A 15365-nucleotide genomic window follows, 5' to 3' on the forward strand; every position below is an offset into this window, starting at 1 on the left:
CGAAGTGCGAGGGACCCGGGGCACCGAATTGTTGGAGGTCCACCCACATCTCTTCGAGATATGGGGCACCCAAAGTTGTGGTGGGCCTATGCGGCGGAGGATTTGTCGAAGAGTTGTTCGATCTCTTCGAGGGTGCGGCCTTTGGTCTCGGGGAGGAAGAAGGCTACGGTGACGAGGTAGACGAGGCTGCAACCGGCGAAGACGAAGAAGATGAAGCTGTAGCCGTGCTTGGAGACGACCGGGAGGAAGACTCCGGCGAGGGCGGTGGAGACGATCTGGTTGATGACCAGGGCGATGCTCATGCCGTTGGAGCGGATGCGGGTGGGCATGAGCTCGGAGAGGGCGAGCCAGACGCAGACGCCGGGGCCGATGGCGTAGAAGCTCATGAAGAGATAGAGGCCGACGGCGAGGATCCAGCCGTGCTGCGCGCTGGGGACGCCACTGATCTTCGCGCCGACGATGTGCAGCGGCGCGGTCTTGGCGGCGTCGAGATGGGCGAAGGGGTTCTGGAAGAAGGATTCGACGCGGGTGCCGGGGAGAGCGTCGGCGCGGGTGACGGTGATGGGAGCGGAACCCGCGTCGTCGGAGCGATGGATGCTGGTGGCTCCGGTGTAGTCGCCGTAGCTGTAGATGACGGCGAGTGAGGCGCGGGTGTTGTCGACGGTGGAGACGGCGCCGAGGAGGTGGGCTGCCGTGGTGGGATCGAAGGGCAACGTGAGGGTCTGGTCGGAGGAGACCATGGCCTGGACCTGCGCGGTGACGTCGACGCTGTTGCTCTCGCTGGTGCGGAAGAGCACGCCGACGAGGATGAGCGAGGCGAAGAGGCCAGAGCAGCCGAGGGTGAAGAGGAATTTGCGGCCTTTGCGGTCGATGAGGGCGACTCCGACCATCGTCATGAGGAAGTTGACGGCGGTGAAGAGGACGTAACCCCAGTGGGCGGCGAAGTCGGAGAGGCCGCTTTGCAGGAGGATGTTGGTGTTGTAGCCAATGATGGAGTTGATGCCGGTGGCCTGGTTGCAGGCGAGGATGACGCAGGCGAGGACAAAGGGGATGACGTACTTGCGGCGGAGGAGGGAGCTGGACTTGTCTACGGTGGTTGAGGATGTTGGAGACGAGGCGGATGAGTCTCTGGCAGCCATCTCGGCGAGCTCGAGGGCGGCTTGCTCGGGCATGCGGGAGCGTAGGAGCGCGGTCTCAGCCTGGGCGATCTTGCCTTTGCGGAAGAGCCAGCGGGGGGACTCGCCGACGAAGAACGAGCCGAGGACGAAGAGGATTCCGGGTGGGAGCGAAACCCAGAAGATGCTGCGCCAGGCGTGGTCCTTGAACTGGAAGAGCGCGGAGGCCTCGGCGGTCGCGGTGACGGACTTCACGCGATAGCTGAAGTAGAGGCCGATGACGGCGGCGGAGAAGATGCCGAAGGTGAGTAGCCACTGGAAGATGGCGGTGCCGCGGCCGCGGGTGGAGGCAGGCAGGCACTCGGCGAGATAGAGGGGAACGACGACGCCGATGAAGCCTCCGCTGATGCCCTGCAGGAGGCGGCCGGCGAAGAGTGAGGTGTAAGTCTGCGAGAGTGCGATGACGGGGATGGAGAGCGAGAAGGCGATGCCGCTGAGGATCATGAGCGGCTTGCGACCCAGGAGGTCGGCGAGAAGACCGGCGAAGAGCGTGGAGATGACGGAGCCGAGCAGCACGGCGGCGACGATGATGGAGAGCTGGCCGGCGCTGAGCTGGCGCGTTGCCTGGAGGTAAGGCAGGGCGCCGCCGATGATGCCTACGTCGACGCCATAGAGCAGGCCGCCGAGGCCGGCGACGAGCAGGACGAAGCGGGTGTAGGCGGTGCGGCGGGAGTCTAACGAGGTTGAGGGAACGAGCTCGCTTGGCGCGTTGGCGGCGGTGGGGAATGCGGGCATCCGGTGGTTTTCCTTGTCCCTCACGATACTGCATGCGCGATGTACAGCGGGGGCGCGAACGTGTCCAATGAGGGGATGATGCCGGGGAGCTTCGTCGGAAACATAGGGAGCGAGGAGAAACAATGGCTGATCGAGCGTGCGCTGGCTGCGGGCTTCGATGTTGCCGGGATTGCTCCTGTGCCTGATCCGGAGAGCGAGGCCGCGGAGTTACTTGACGCTCGGTATGCGGCGTGGATCGCAGAAGGGCGCGCGGGGGGCATGGAGTATTTGAAGCGCACCGATGAGCTGGGGCAGCTGGTGCGCGGCGATGTACGGCGGGCGTTTCCGTGGGCGCGGAGCGTGTTGGTATGCGCGGTGGAGTATGGGCCGCGGGATGCGCCGCGGTCGATTGATGCGGCTGATGCGGGGGCGGGATGGATTGCACGGTATGCGTGGAGCTCAGATGCAGCAGAAAAGCAGAACAGCAGAGGAGCAGAACAGCGGAAGAGCGGAACAGCAGAACTGGCGAGCGATGTGCCGCGGGGGAGTGATTATCACGAGGTGTTGTTGCCTCGGCTGAAGGCGATTGAGGCGGAGATGAGGGCGCGTTTCGGCGAGGCGCTGGAGACGCGATGTTATGTCGATACCGGGCCGATTGTGGAGCGTGCGATTGCTACGTGGGCGGGTGTGGGATGGATCGGCAAGAACACGTGTTTGCTGAATGAGGGGCGTGGATCGTTCGTGCTGCTTGGGGTGATTGTGACGTCGCTTCAGCTTGCGGCGGAGGCTTGGGCGATGCCGGCTGCGGATCGTTGTGGGAGCTGTACGCGGTGTATCGATGCGTGTCCGACGGATGCGCTGGTTGCGCCTCGTCAGATGGATGCTTCTCGCTGCATTGCGTACCTGACGATTGAGCACAAGGGCGCGATTGAGGAAGGGCTGCGCGCGGGGATGGGGCGGCAGGTGTTTGGGTGCGATATCTGCCAGGATGTTTGTCCGTGGAATGGGAAGGCTGCGCGGCGCGTGCGTGCGGCAGCATGGCGAGAGGAAAAGGAAAACACGGAGGACACTAAGGACACGAAGGTTGCACAAAGGGAGGGGAAGGAAATCACGGAGGACGCTAAGGACACGAAGGTTGCACAAAGGGAGGGGAAGGAAAGCACGGCGGACGCTAAGGTCGCGAAGGTTGCACAAAGGGAAGACAAGGAAAACACGGAGGACGCTAAGGACACGAAGGTTACACAAAGGGAGGGCGGGATGAGTTCGCGCGGCGAGTTGATGAATCCATCGCTGGAGTGGCTGGCTTCGATGGACAACCGTGCATTCAAACAATGGTTTCGGGGCTCGCCGCTGGAGCGGACGGGGAAGAAGCGGCTGCATCGCAATGTGGCGATTGCGATGGGGAACAGCGGGGAGTTGCGATTTCTTCCTCAGCTTGAGGCATGGGCTGCTGGCGAGGATGCGGTGCTCGCGGAGACGGCGCGCTGGGCGATCGAGCACATCCAGCGTGCGGAGAACGCCGCGGTGGGTGCGGACGTAAACTAGGGTTGATGCGCGATGCGGAAGTAGAAGAGGTTGGGGAAGCTCCGACAGAGATGAAGAAGGCCGGCGGCGAGGCGCTTTCGCCCGCGCTGGAGGCTGCGCCGGCTCGACGGGTGGCGGAGAGCGGCACGTGGGAGCAGGTGCGGGCGCTGGCACGCTACATGACGCATACGGAAGTCCATACGTATGCGTTCAGCGTGGCGGCGCAGGTGATTCTGTCGCTGTTTCCGTTCATCGTGCTGCTGCTGACGATCTCGCAGAAGGTGTTTCACTCGCCGGCGATGACCAACATGGTGGGGCAGATGATGACGTACTTCCTGCCCAGCAACCAGGACTTTGTGATGCGGAATATGCGGGTGCTGGCGAACAGCCATGCGGGCACGAGGGTGTTCTCGCTGGTAATGTTGTTCGTCACGGCGACGGGTGTGTTCCTTCCGCTGGAGGTGGCGCTGAACAGTGTTTGGGGCGTGACGAAGAACCGCAGCTATCTGCACAACCAGGTGGTGTCGATTGGGCTGGCGATGGGGGTTGCGGTGCTGGCGATGATGTCGATTGCATTGAGCGCGGGACAGCGGGCGGTGATGACGAAGTTGTTTCTGGGGCATACGGACAACTTTGTGTTCAACGTGATCTCGCAGGGCTTCCTGAAGGGTGCGGCGGTGGTGGCGAGTATCGGGCTGTTCTTCCTGATCTATTGGGTGCTGCCGAACCGCAAGGTTCCGGCGCGCGCGGTGCTGCCGACGGCGATTGTTGTGGGGCTGCTGTGGGAGGCGGCGAAGTATGTCTACATCTTCGCGCTGCCGTACCTGGATTTTCGCGCGGTGTATGGGCCGTTCGAGGTGTCGGTGGGGCTGATGATGTGGGCGTTTATCTCGGGGCTGTTGTTGCTGGGCGGGGCGTATGTGTCGGCGACGCGGCAGGCGCTGCGCGAGGCTCGGGTGGATGATGCGGAGCGGGCGGCAAGTTAGCCGCGGAGGAAGGCTCTCCTGCACGTCAATGCGGGGCTGTAGAGGTGCGAGGTTTGCAGGGATTCAGGAGCGAGGTCGAACTTGGTCTGTTGAGCGATGAGCTTTGAGGTATTGAGCGATGAGGTATTCGCGTGCCGGCTACGGGGTCTTTGGGGCGCCTTTGCGGTCTACGCGGAAGGACTTGATCGCGATGTCGTGAGGCTGGGCGCCGGCGGGGAGCATGGTGACGAGCTCGGGCGTGGTGGTCTTCTGGGTGCGGATGACGGCGACGTCGGCGGAGCCGGTATCGACGACGAGCAGGGCGTGCTGGTCGGTGGAGAAGGCGATGGCGTCTGGGCGGGTTCCGGTGCGGACGCTGGTGGCGACGTGGCTGTCGTCGATGGAGTAGGCGGCGACGGAGTCGGTGCCGAAGGTGCTGATCCAGAGCGTGCCCGGGGCGGCGAGTGAGGCATCCTCGCTGATGATGCCGCGCACGGGTTTGGGGCCGACGAGCGTGGTGGCGACGACCTCATTGGTCCAGGTGGAGATGTCGGAGATGGAGTCGGAGTCGAAGTTCATGGAGAAGACTTCGTTGCCGCTGGGCTCCATGGCGAGCTGGACGGGCGTTTTGCCGACATCGAGCAGGCAGAGGAACTGGTCGTGCTGTAGCGTGGCGTCCTGCTTGCCGCGGTAGGAGTCGGGTGCGACGGCGAGCCAGACGACCATGACCTGGTGGCCACCGGAGCAGGCGACGAAGGCTTTCGATGAGTCGGGCAGGATGGCGATGTCGGTGGCGCCGGGGCAGCCGGAGAAGGTGGAGCGGAAGCGCAGCGGGGCTTGTGGGTCGCTGGCGATGTCATAGATGGAGACGCTGCCGGCGGTGCGATTGCTGACGACGAGGGCGCGATTGTCAGGTGAGACGCGGGCGACGCCTGGGCCTTCGCCGGTGGCTACAGCGGCGATCTCGCGGCGCTTGTCGAGGTCGAGCACGCTGACGGTGTTGGATGCGGAGTTGGGCACGTAGGCGCGGAGGCCATCGGGCGCCACCGCGAGGAAGTACGGCGTGTGGTGTACTCCGATGGTCGCGGCGACGGTGTTGTTCCCGGCGTCGATGACGGAGACGGAGTCGCTGCCGGTGTTGACGGCGTAGACCTCATTGCGGGTGGGGCTGGCGACGATGCCGGAGGGATTGCGGCCGACGTTGATGCTGCGATCCTTGCGGAGGTAGACGAGGTCGAGCACGGTGACGGCGTTGGCCTGGCCGTCGGTGATGTAGGCGAACTCGCGATAGTTCTGGGGGTAGGCCGGGAAGCGGTCGCGGCGGCAGGCGGCCAGCGAGAGGGTCGCGGCGCTGAGCAGGAGGGCCAGGGTCGCGCGGCGATGATGAGGTTGCAGAGTGAGTCCCACGTCGTCTTCGAGTGTAGGGGCGCGGGACGGGACCCGCAACGGCAAAGCATGGCTACGTGGGATGGGTTGGGACGACGACGAAAAAGGCCGATTGAGCCTGGAGTCTTGGCCTGGGAGTTTTGAGTTCAGATTCCAGTTTTCCAGCTGCCAGATCCCAGTTAGTTGCGGGGGGTCTTCTTCCATTGGACGGCTAGCCAGCCGGCGTAGCCGAACTGGAGGATCCAGACAACGAGGTAGGCGTAGACGAGGTGGCGTTCCGAGAGGGTTGAGAAGGGGATCATGCGTTCTCCAATCCGATGTCGCCGCGCAGCATGGCTTCGGTGGCGAGGGTGTCCTGGTGCTGGCGACGGCGTTCGAGGGCGTAGCGCCAGCCGAGGATGAAGATTCCCCACATCAGAAACGCGGCCATGTTCCAGAGGATGGCAGGGACCATGCTCTTGTCGATGCCGGAGTCACCGCTGCCGCCGAAGACGGGTGCGGGGTGCTGGGTGCGCCACCAGCGGATGCTCATGAAGCAGATGGGAATGTCGATGGCGGCGAAGACGCCGAGGACGGAGGCGACCATGGCGGTCTGGCCGCCGGCCGCGAAGCTACGTAGCAGCATGTAGCTGACGTAGAGCAGCCAGAGCAGGAGGTAGGTGGTGAGGCGGGCGTCCCAGGCCCACCAGATGCCCCAGGCGGCGCGTCCCCAGAGCATTCCCGTCGCGAGGCCGATCGTCGCGTAGAGCACGGTGACGTCGGCTGCGGCGACGGCGAAGGCGTCGGCCTTGAGCGCGAGCTCGGGCTTGTTCTGCCGCCAAACGATGTAGAGCAGCGAGGCGATGCAGTTGATGTAGGGAAAGAGGAAGCTGAGGATGGTGTGCGGGAAGTGGTAGAAGAAGACGCGATAGAGATTGCCCATCGTGGCTTCTTTGGGCGCGATCATCGCTTGATAGAAGCCGTAGGCCATCACCAGCATCGTGAGAGCGAACCAGATACCCGGGAGCGGTGAGCTTTTTCTGCTGTCTTTCACGGGTTTGATTCTATCTTGCGGGGGTGGTGTTGGGCCGGTGATGAACCTCACAGTTCTTGCGCCTATTCGCCCTGGAGGACGATGCCGAAGAAGAGCAGGCAGGCGGTGGTGAAGACGACGTTGTAGGCAAAGAGGACCTTGATCCAGAGCATGGGCGAGCTGTCGCCGGTGAGGATAGAGGTGGTGGCCTGGATCATGGCGAGGAGCGCGGGCAGGGAGATGGGAAAGAGGATCAGGGGCAGCAGGAGTTCGCGATTGCGGGTGCGCAGGCTGAGCGCGGCGAAGAAGGTGCCGTTGCCCACCAGCGCCCAGGTTCCGAGCGGGAGGACGACGAGGAGCATCCAGGTCTGGCCGAGGGGATGCAGGTTGTAGAAGACGCCGAAGACGGGAGCGAGGACGAGCTCGACCGCGGTGACGAAGAGGAAGTTGGCCAGGGCCTTGCCGAGGAAGAGCGCGGAGGCGGGCGCTGGGGCGAGGCGGTGGGCGTCGAGGACGGAGTTCTTGAGCTCCCGGGCCCAGGACTGGTTGAGCGCGTTCATCGAGGCGAAGAGCAGCGCGACCCAGAGCAGGCCGCCGGAGATCTGGCGGGTGATGGTGGGGTAGCTGGCGGGGTCGAAGGCCATGGCGAAGACGACGACCACGAGCAGCGTGAAAAAGAGCATGCCGTTGATGGCGTCGCGGGCGCGCCACTCGAGGCGAAGTTCTTTGGCGAAGTGGGCCTGCACATACTGGGCGTAGTTCATGCGGACACCCCTGCCTTGGTGAGGTCGGCGAGGGTGGCCTCGGTGGCGCGGAGGTAGTCGGCGGGGGAGATGAGGAGCTGCACGCCACGCAGGCCGGCGGAGACGGAGATGGTGTCGAAGAACTCGATGGTCTCGTCGGCGAAGGCGGGAAAGGGTTTCTTTGCGGCGAGGATCGTGACGCCGCCGCGGATGTAGCCGGTGAGCGGCTCTACGTCCTTGAGCGGGGCGAGGTCTATTTTTCGGACGCCTGCGGCCGTCGCGAGTTTCTTCAGGTCGAGCTCCTGGTCGCCGGGAACTACGGCGAAGAAGTGTTCTTTGACGTTTGCGACCGTGACGAGGGTCTTGAAGACCTGCTCGGGTGGGAGGCCGATTTTCCTGGCGACTGAGATGGCAGTCAGGTCGTCGGGGTCGACGTCGTAGGTGCGGAGCTCGTAGGAGATGTTGAGGCCGTCGAGGATGCGGGCTGCGTTGGTTTTGGGAGCGGCGGCTTGATGCTTGCTCATGCGGTGACCACCTTGTTGCGATGCTCTATCGAGGCCAGCCGGCCGCCATGGAGGGTGATGGTGGTGCGGGCGAGGGGGCTGGCGAGCTCGGCCTGGTGGGTGATGAGCATGAGGGTGCGAGGCGTGCCGTCGGCGGAGGGGACGTCGACCCAGGCCAGGAGGCGTTCGATCATGGCGTGGGCGGACTGGACGTCGAGGTTGGAGAAGGGTTCGTCGAGGAGCAGGAGGTCGGGCTCGGTGAGGAGGACGCGGGCGAGCGAGGCGCGCTGGCGCATGCCCTGGGAGTACTCTCCGACGCGGCGGGTGTTGGCTGGGTCGAGGTTGACGTCGCGGAGGGCGGCGGCGGCTCGGTCGCGGAGGCCGGATTTGGTGACGGGGACGCCTTCGGGAGTGTGGAGGCGGCCGAAGTACTCGAGGTTTTCCATGCCGGTGAGCTCGTCGTAGAGCATGGTGGAGTGGCCCATGGTGGCGATGCGACCGCGCTGGTCGGCGGGGGTGAGGCCGAATACGCTGAGCTTGCCGAAGCTGGGCGTCCACAGGCCGCTGACCATCTTCATCAGCGTGGATTTGCCGGCGCCGTTTTCGCCGAGGAGGACGACGCTGGAGCCGGCGGGGATGGCGAGCGAGACCTCGCGCAGGGCGGCGAAGTTGCCGAAGATCTTCGAGACGCGGTGCAGCTCGACGGCTGGAAGTGTGTGAGAGCTGCCCGGTTGTTGAAGTTCTGGCACGTCTCGGAGTATAGAAGCTCACGCGGGTGGGAGCTGGTGACGACTCTCACAGCCGTTTTCGGGATTTCTGGAAGGATTAGGATGTGGGGTTGTTTGCTCTCATGGAACAGCCGTGTTACAAGAGATACATTCCTTCCGCGCAAGCGGGACGAATTTCATGAAGAGTGGTTGAGGGACGAGCCCTTTGACGCCACGACAACCGGACAGCTTGTAGGTACCGGTGTCAACTCTCTCCCGAGCAATCGGGGAACATGAGATTCGGTGGCAAGGGGCTGGCTTTTTCAGCGGCTGTCCTCATTGATCGGCCACGAACCTCCTGTATTCCCCCCTTCCGGAAAAGAGAAGCGTCATTGGCAGATCCGCTCCACTACTCTTGGGAGCGGATGAATGAGTTCTTCCTGTACGGTGTATGAGCTTCGCTGCGGTGAGTGCGGCAAGAGCTATGGCAATCGGCCGCTGTCGGCTTGTCCGGACTGCCTGGCGCCCCTCGAAGTGCAGTACGACCTGGAGTCGGTGCGCGGGCGGTTTACGCGGGAGAGCGTGGCAGCCGGGCCAGCGAGCATCTGGCGCTACAAGCAGCTACTTCCTATCCCCGAGGGCTATGAGCCCGATCTTCCGGTGGGCTTTACGCCGCTGCTGAAGGCGAAGAAGCTGGGCAAGCGCATCGGCGCGAACAACCTCTATGTGAAGAACGATGCGGTGTGTTTTCCGACGCTGAGCTTCAAGGACCGCGTGGTTGCGGTGGCGCTGGCGAATGCGCAGGCGTTCGGGTTCACGACGGTGGGATGCTCGTCGACTGGCAATCTGGCGAACTCGGTGGCGGCGCAGTCGGCGCGGTTGGGGCTGAACGCGTGCATTCTGGTGCCCGCGGATCTTGAGCCGGCGAAGATCCTGAACACGCTGGTGTATGGCGCACGGCTGGTGCGGATCGATGGCAACTATGACCATGTGAACCGGCTGTGCACGCTGATCGCGGATGAGTACAACTGGGGCTTCGTGAATGTGAACCTGCGGCCGTACTACGCCGAGGGCTCGAAGACGATGGGCTACGAGATTGCCGAGCAGCTGGGCTGGAAGCTGCCGGACAACGTGGTGGTTCCGATGGCGGGTGGATCGCTGGTGCGGAAGATTCGCAAGGCGTTCAAGGAGCTGATCGCCTTAGGGCTGGTCGAGGAGAAGCCGGTGCGGTTCTTCGGCGCGCAGGCTACGGGGTGCTCGCCGATCTCGCATGCAGTGAAGCAGGGCTGGGATTACATAGAACCGCAGCGGCCGAACACGATCGCGAGGTCGCTGGCGATTGGGAATCCGGCGGATGGACCTCTTGCCGCGAAGATGATTGCAGAGACGGGCGGATGGGCGGAGGATGTCTCGGACGTCGAGGTGGTGAGCGGTATCCAGGAGCTGGCGGAAACTGAAGGAATCTTCACGGAGACGGCGGGTGGTGTGACGACGGCTGTCACGGCCAAGCTCTATGCGCAGGGCAGAATTGGCGCGGATGAGACCACGGTTGTCTGCATTACGGGCAATGGGCTGAAGACTACGGACGCGCTGGTGGACCGCTACGACGCAGGCATTGCGGTGAAGCCGCGGTTTGCTGAGTTTGATACGTACATCCGCGAGATCGACCCGGCTCTTATTGGGACTGTGCGCGAAGAAGACGAGTTAGTAGCAGCAGGAGGTGTGCAGTGAGCGTGAAGGTAGTGTTGCCGACGGCGTTGGCCCGTCATACGGAAGGTCAGAAGACGATTACGACGGAGGCGAAGAACCTGCCGGCTCTGCTGGCGGAGTTCGATACGAAGTTTCCTGCGCTGTCGCAGAACGTTAAGGATGAGCATGGCAAGCTGCGGCGGTTCATCAATGTCTACGTGAACGATGAGGACATCCGGTTTCTGGGCGGCGACGCGCATGCGTTTGAGGATGGCGACGAGGTGATGCTGATTCCGAGCATTGCGGGCGGGTCCTGCGCGGACGGCGAGTAGCGCTTCGCGCGAGCGAGAAGGCCGGTGAGAACTCTTACCGGCCTTTGCTCATAGGTAGGAGAGCGGTCGCGCTACACGCGCGATGCCCACATCTCAAAATCGAGATATGGGGCACCCGCATTGTGCGACTAGGCACGGTAGCTCTCCAGGCGCTGGCAGGCTTCGGCTAGTTCTTCGTCTTTCTTGGCGTAGCAGATGCGGAGCAGGTTGTCGCCTGCATTGCGTCCCTGGGAGTCCGTCGAGAAGAAGGCTGAGCCTGCGACGGTGGCGATGCCGATCTGTGCGAGCAGGGTGCGGGCTTTCTGCTTGGCGTTCGCGCCGGGGACGTTGGTGGCGTCGGCGAGGATGTAATAGGCTCCGTCGGGGACTGAGGGTGTGAGGCCGGCTTTGGTGAGTGCGGCGCAGACCTTGTCGCGCTTGGCCTGGTACTCGGCCGCGAGGTCGGTGTAGAAGCTCTGGGGGAGTTGGAGCAGACCTGCGGCGGCGCCATGCTGCAGCGGTGCGGGCGCGCAGATGTAGGTGAGGTCGTGGAAGTTGCCGATGGCGGGGATCCAGCGCGGGTCGGCGGCGAGATAGCCGAGACGCCAGCCGGTTACCGAGAACGTTTTGGAGAAGCCGCTGATGGTGATGGTCCGCTCGGCCATGCCGGGGAGCGCGGCGATGGAGAGATGCTGTGCTCCGTCGTAGAGGAAGTACTCGTACATCTCGTCGGTGATGACGAAGAGGTCGTGCTCGATGGCGAAGGCGGCGATCTGTTCGAGCTCTGGCTGCGTAAAGACTTTGCCGCTGGGGTTGGCGGGCGTGTTGAGCACGAGGGCGCGAGTGCGTGGGGTGAGCGCGGCGCCGAGGCGATCCATATCGAGCGAGTACTCGGGCGCGTGGAGCGGGACGGTGTTGGCCTTGAGGCCTTGCGCGCGGATGGTGAGCAGATGATAGCCGTAGAAGGGCTCGAAGATGAGGAGCTCGTCGCCGGGATTGAGCAGGGCCTGGAGCGTGCAGTAGAAGGCTCCCGTCGCGCCGCTGGTGACGAGGATCTGCGAGTGGGGATCGACGTGGAGCTTGTTGAAGCTGGCGAGCTTCTGCGCGATGGCTTCGCGGAGCGGCGTGATGCCGTCGAGGCGGGTGTAGATGTTCTGGCCGGTGAGGATGGCGTCCATGGCGGCCTGGACGACGGGCGTGGGTGGGTCGGTGTCGCAGACGCCCTGGGCAAGGTTGATGCCGCCGACGGCGGTGCAGGCGACGTTCATCGCGCGGATCTCGGATTGCGAGAAGGTGGGAGCGAGTGCGCTGAGGTGCAGGCTTGCCGGAGTTGCCGTAGTCGTTGACATAAGTGAAGGGACGCGCATGAGAGCGCGTCCCTTCATGGTAGAGCAGATTGCTTCCGCGAAAAAGCTCTCAGGAAACTCTGATAAGCTGCCGCGCTTTTGCTCTTGTTAGGCTTCCTCAGCGGCTAAAGCCGCGGCTATTGTGCGGCTTGTTGTCACGGCTGAAGCCGTGACCTGCCGTTTCTGCCGGTGCCTGCAGCCTCGTTAGACGACGTGCAGCAACCAGAGAATGACGACGATCAGAAGGATGGTTCCGAGCGCGCCGGAGGGGTAATAGCCCCAGCTGCGCGAGTAGGGAAACGCAGGGAACGAACCGAACAGCAACAGGACAAGGACAATGACGATGATGAGTTCCATAGCAGCCTCCAGACATCTTGCGTCAGGCGGCGGGATGAACTCATGGCCGCTTGCCCGATCGTTTGGGTAGATGCAGCGGGCGGGTAAGTTGTTGGCTTCGCGATGTGGAGAAAGAAAAAAACCTTGCCAAGCAACGCGGAGGTATGCGGGAACGCTCTCACTGAGGCGTAACAGGCTGGCCCACGCGCGGGGGCAATGACCTGGACGTCCCTTAGGAGGGCACCATCATGTTTCTTATTCTTGCGATCGTTCTTGCACTCGCCTGGCTCGGACTTTTCGTCGGCCTTCACGTCACCAGCTTCTTCATCCACCTACTGATCATCTGCGCGGTCATCTCCCTGGTGATGCACCTCATCGGTGGCGGACGGGCGAGGGCGTAAGTAGAAGTTCCATCGCGAACCTTGAGCAGGAATGGCGAAGGCCGGGCATGATGCCCGGCCTTCGCTGTTTGTCTTTTCGGTGATGGTTACTGGTGCGCCACGTTGGGTGGCTGGACGGCTGCGGGCGGCGGAATCTGCTTGCCGCCGGTGAGCGCCTCGGGCACCTCTTCTTCCAGCTTGGGCAGCCGCTGCGCGAGAGCGATCTCCAGCACCTCGTCCATCTGCTCGACCCAGTTCAACTTCATCTCGTTCTTGATGAGGTCGGGGAGATCGGCGAGATCCTTCTTGTTGTCGGCAGGAAGGATGGCTTCACGGATGCCGGCGCGATGGGCTGCGAGCAGCTTTTCCTTGAGGCCACCGATGGGCAGCACCTTGCCACGGAGCGTGATCTCACCGGTCATCGCGATGTCGCGACGGACGGGGATCTTGGTGAGCGCGGAGGCTAGCGCCGTGGCCATGGTGATGCCGGCAGACGGTCCATCCTTGGGGATGGCTCCTTCGGGCACGTGGATGTGGATGTCGATGTTGCGGTAGAAGTCGCGCGGCAGGCCGAGGTGATGCGAGCGTGAGCGGATCCACGTGAGCGCGGCCTGCGCGGATTCCTGCATAACGTCGCCAAGCTGGCCGGTGGGCGTCATCTTGCCCTTACCGTCGAGCACCTGCACTTCGGTTTGCAGGATGCTGCCGCCCATCTCCGTCCATGCGAGGCCGGTGACGAGGCCGACTTCGTTCTTCTCCTGCACCTGCGAGTCGCGATATTTTGCGACGCCGAGGAGGTCGGGGAGGGTTTCGGCGGTGATGGCTTCAGTGTGCGCGGGGTCCTTGACTACTTTGCGTGCGACCTTGCGGCAGACGTTGCCGATCTCACGCTCGAGGTTACGCACGCCGGACTCGCGCGTGTAGTAGCGCACGATGTCGCGGAGGGCATCTTCGCTGATGGTGATCTGCGTGTTGGTGAGGCCGGTGGCTTCGATCTGCTTCTTGACGAGGTACTGCTTGGCGATCTCCATCTTCTCAAGCTCGGTATAGCCGGAGAGGCGGAGGATCTCCATGCGGTCCTGGAGTGGGCCGGGGATGGTGTGGAGGACGTTCGCGGTGGCGACGAAGAGCACCTGCGAGAGGTCGTACTCGACGTCGAGGTAGTGGTCCTGGAAGGTGTGGTTCTGGGCTGGGTCGAGGACCTCGAGCAGGGCAGCAGCGGGATCGCCGCGGAAGTCGGCGGCCATCTTGTCGATCTCGTCGAGCATGATGACGGGGTTCTTGGTGCCGGCCTTCTTCATGGACTGGATGATCTGGCCGGGGAGCGCACCGATGTAGGTGCGGCGATGGCCGCGGATCTCAGCTTCATCGCGCACACCGCCGAGAGAGAGGCGCACGAACTTGCGGCCGGTCGCCTTGGCGATCGACATGCCGAGCGAGGTCTTGCCGACACCGGGAGGCCCGACGAAGCAGAGGATGGAGCCCTTGGGGTTCTTCACCAGCTGGCGCACCGCGAGGAACTCGAGGATGCGGTCCTTGATCTTCTCGAGGCCGTAGTGGTCCTCGTTGAGGACGGTCTCGGCGTTCTCGATGGAGCGGATTTCCTTGGAGCGCTTCTTCCACGGGACCGCGAGGAGCCAGTCGAGGTAGTTGCGGCTCACCGTGGACTCGGCGGACATGGGGGGCATGGCCTCGAGCTTCTTGAGCTCCTGGATGGCCTTCTCCTGCACGTCCTTGGACATGCCGGCTTCTTCGATCTTCTTGCGAAGCTCGTCGAACTCGCTCTTCTCGCCGCGGCCGAGTTCCTTCTGGATGGCCTTGATCTTCTCGTTGAGGTAGTACTCCTTCTGGGCTCGCTCCATCTGGCGCTTGACGCGCGACTGGATGGTGCGATCCATGTTGAGTTTCTCAATGGCGATGTCGAGGGTGTCGGCGATGCGGGAGAGGCGCATCTCGGGATCGAAGACTTCGAGGAGCTGCTGCTTCTCTTCGATGTTGAGCGGGAGATTGGAGCCGATGACATCGGCGAGCTTGGAAGGCTCGTCGGTGCGCAGGGCGGCGGCGCTCTCCTGATTGAGCGACTGCTGGAGCTTGTTGTACTGCTCGAAGAGCTGGTGGACGCGGGCGACGAGCTGATCTGTCGCGGCGTTGGCCTTGAGCTCGGCCTTGGAGGTGCGGACGGTGGCGACGAAGAAGCCGTCGTCGTCGTTGATCTCGGTGGCGCGGGCGCGCTCGATGCCTTCGACGAGCACCTTGATGTTGCCGTCGGGCATGCGGACGCTTTGCACGATGTTGCCGATAGTGCCGACGGAGAAGATGTCGTCTGCCGTGGGTTCATCGACGGAAGCGTCGTGCTGCGTGGCGAGGAAGATCCGGCGGTCGCCGTTGAGCGCTTCTTCGAGAGCCCGCACGCTCGATTCGCGGCCCACCACGAAGGGGGCCATCATGTGCGGAAAGATCACCATCTCGCGGATGGGCATCATGGGGAGCTTGCGCTGTTCACCGTTAAGTAATTGCCGATCGTCGTTGGTCATAGTCTCCCCGATTAGACGTGCATCGCACCGGAAGGATGCG

Annotated in this window: 15 protein-coding genes and 1 riboswitch; of the genes, 5 read left to right on the plus strand and 10 right to left on the minus strand. The window is 63.3% G+C overall.

Going from position 1 to position 15365, the window contains the following annotated elements; all coding sequences use genetic code 11:
* Window positions 1-86 precede the first annotated feature (86 nt).
* On the minus strand, window positions 87-1910 hold the full coding sequence (locus AC5E6W_RS03945; protein WP_491750960.1) for an MFS transporter: 1824 nt from the start codon (window positions 1908-1910) through the stop codon (window positions 87-89).
* A gap of 39 nt (window positions 1911-1949) precedes the next feature.
* On the opposite strand from AC5E6W_RS03945, the gene queG reads away from it, so the two are divergent.
* Both queG and AC5E6W_RS03955 read left to right on the plus strand, forming a co-directional pair.
* On the plus strand, window positions 1950-3434 hold the full coding sequence (queG, locus tag AC5E6W_RS03950; protein WP_491750961.1) for a tRNA epoxyqueuosine(34) reductase QueG: 1485 nt from the start codon (window positions 1950-1952) through the stop codon (window positions 3432-3434).
* 5 nt (window positions 3435-3439) lie between these two features.
* A complete protein-coding gene (locus tag AC5E6W_RS03955) occupies window positions 3440-4399 on the plus strand; it encodes a YihY/virulence factor BrkB family protein (RefSeq protein ID WP_491750962.1) in 960 nt (319 codons plus the stop codon).
* A gap of 138 nt (window positions 4400-4537) precedes the next feature.
* On the opposite strand, the gene AC5E6W_RS03960 is transcribed toward AC5E6W_RS03955, so the two are convergent.
* From AC5E6W_RS03960 to AC5E6W_RS03985, 6 genes are all read right to left on the minus strand, one after another.
* On the minus strand, window positions 4538-5785 hold the full coding sequence (locus tag AC5E6W_RS03960; RefSeq protein ID WP_491750963.1) for a YncE family protein: 1248 nt from the start codon (window positions 5783-5785) through the stop codon (window positions 4538-4540).
* Window positions 5786-5943: 158 nt separating this feature from the next.
* A complete protein-coding gene (locus tag AC5E6W_RS03965; protein WP_491750964.1) occupies window positions 5944-6066 on the minus strand; it encodes a hypothetical protein in 123 nt (40 codons plus the stop codon).
* Window positions 6063-6797, minus strand: a complete 735-nt coding sequence (ccsA, locus tag AC5E6W_RS03970) for a cytochrome c biogenesis protein CcsA (protein WP_491750965.1) — start codon at window positions 6795-6797, stop codon at window positions 6063-6065. The genes AC5E6W_RS03965 and ccsA overlap by 4 nt, the downstream gene beginning before the upstream one ends.
* 62 nt (window positions 6798-6859) lie before the next feature.
* Window positions 6860-7540: a heme exporter protein CcmB gene (locus AC5E6W_RS03975; RefSeq protein WP_491750966.1), complete on the minus strand. Its 681-nt coding sequence runs from the start codon at window positions 7538-7540 to the stop codon at window positions 6860-6862.
* Window positions 7537-8043, minus strand: a complete 507-nt coding sequence (gene ybaK, locus AC5E6W_RS03980) for a Cys-tRNA(Pro) deacylase (RefSeq protein WP_491750967.1) — start codon at window positions 8041-8043, stop codon at window positions 7537-7539. Before ybaK ends, AC5E6W_RS03975 begins: the two co-directional genes overlap by 4 nt.
* Window positions 8040-8771 carry an ATP-binding cassette domain-containing protein gene (locus AC5E6W_RS03985; protein WP_491750968.1) on the minus strand — a complete coding sequence of 244 codons (732 nt, stop codon included), beginning with the start codon at window positions 8769-8771 and terminating at the stop codon, window positions 8040-8042. Before AC5E6W_RS03985 ends, ybaK begins: the two co-directional genes overlap by 4 nt.
* 152 nt (window positions 8772-8923) lie before the next feature.
* A riboswitch (SAM riboswitch) is annotated at window positions 8924-9029 on the plus strand.
* A gap of 129 nt (window positions 9030-9158) precedes the next feature.
* On the opposite strand from AC5E6W_RS03985, the gene thrC reads away from it, so the two are divergent.
* The gene (gene thrC / locus AC5E6W_RS03990; RefSeq protein WP_491750969.1) at window positions 9159-10460 is read left to right on the plus strand and encodes a threonine synthase; all 1302 of its coding nucleotides are present in this window, start codon (window positions 9159-9161) and stop codon (window positions 10458-10460) included.
* Window positions 10457-10750, plus strand: coding sequence for a MoaD/ThiS family protein (locus AC5E6W_RS03995; RefSeq protein WP_491750970.1), 294 nt, complete (start codon window positions 10457-10459; stop codon window positions 10748-10750). Before thrC ends, AC5E6W_RS03995 begins: the two co-directional genes overlap by 4 nt.
* Window positions 10751-10878: 128 nt before the next feature.
* Here the strand turns inward: AC5E6W_RS03995 and AC5E6W_RS04000 are convergent, their stop codons facing one another.
* A complete protein-coding gene (locus tag AC5E6W_RS04000; RefSeq protein ID WP_491750971.1) occupies window positions 10879-12078 on the minus strand; it encodes a pyridoxal phosphate-dependent aminotransferase in 1200 nt (399 codons plus the stop codon).
* A 201-nt stretch (window positions 12079-12279) separates the two neighbouring features.
* Complete coding sequence (locus AC5E6W_RS04005; RefSeq protein WP_491750972.1) at window positions 12280-12432, minus strand: DUF3309 domain-containing protein; 153 nt, start codon at window positions 12430-12432, stop codon at window positions 12280-12282.
* A 227-nt stretch (window positions 12433-12659) separates the two neighbouring features.
* Here AC5E6W_RS04005 and AC5E6W_RS04010 point away from each other — a divergent pair, with 227 nt between their 5' ends.
* Complete coding sequence (locus AC5E6W_RS04010) at window positions 12660-12812, plus strand: lmo0937 family membrane protein (protein WP_491750973.1); 153 nt, start codon at window positions 12660-12662, stop codon at window positions 12810-12812.
* Between the two features lie 86 nt (window positions 12813-12898).
* Here AC5E6W_RS04010 and lon read toward each other — a convergent pair whose 3' ends face one another.
* Window positions 12899-15325 (minus strand): endopeptidase La, encoded by a 2427-nt coding sequence (gene lon, locus AC5E6W_RS04015; RefSeq protein WP_491750974.1) that lies wholly within the window; start codon window positions 15323-15325, stop codon window positions 12899-12901.
* Window positions 15326-15365 lie beyond the last annotated feature (40 nt).

It is taken from the genome of Bryocella sp. (assembly GCF_058498515.1).

Coding starts and splice junctions, on each gene's coding strand:
- AC5E6W_RS03945 (WP_491750960.1), bottom strand. CDS start 1,910: ATGCCCGCATTCCCCACCGCCGCCAACGCGCCAAGCGAGCTCGTTCCC.
- queG (WP_491750961.1), top strand. CDS start 1,950: ATGTACAGCGGGGGCGCGAACGTGTCCAATGAGGGGATGATGCCGGGG.
- AC5E6W_RS03955 (WP_491750962.1), top strand. CDS start 3,440: ATGCGCGATGCGGAAGTAGAAGAGGTTGGGGAAGCTCCGACAGAGATG.
- AC5E6W_RS03965 (WP_491750964.1), bottom strand. CDS start 6,066: ATGATCCCCTTCTCAACCCTCTCGGAACGCCACCTCGTCTACGCCTAC.
- AC5E6W_RS03975 (WP_491750966.1), bottom strand. CDS start 7,540: ATGAACTACGCCCAGTATGTGCAGGCCCACTTCGCCAAAGAACTTCGC.
- ybaK (WP_491750967.1), bottom strand. CDS start 8,043: ATGAGCAAGCATCAAGCCGCCGCTCCCAAAACCAACGCAGCCCGCATC.
- thrC (WP_491750969.1), top strand. CDS start 9,159: ATGAGTTCTTCCTGTACGGTGTATGAGCTTCGCTGCGGTGAGTGCGGC.
- AC5E6W_RS04000 (WP_491750971.1), bottom strand. CDS start 12,078: ATGTCAACGACTACGGCAACTCCGGCAAGCCTGCACCTCAGCGCACTC.
- AC5E6W_RS04005 (WP_491750972.1), bottom strand. CDS start 12,432: ATGGAACTCATCATCGTCATTGTCCTTGTCCTGTTGCTGTTCGGTTCG.
- AC5E6W_RS04010 (WP_491750973.1), top strand. CDS start 12,660: ATGTTTCTTATTCTTGCGATCGTTCTTGCACTCGCCTGGCTCGGACTT.
- lon (WP_491750974.1), bottom strand. CDS start 15,325: ATGACCAACGACGATCGGCAATTACTTAACGGTGAACAGCGCAAGCTC.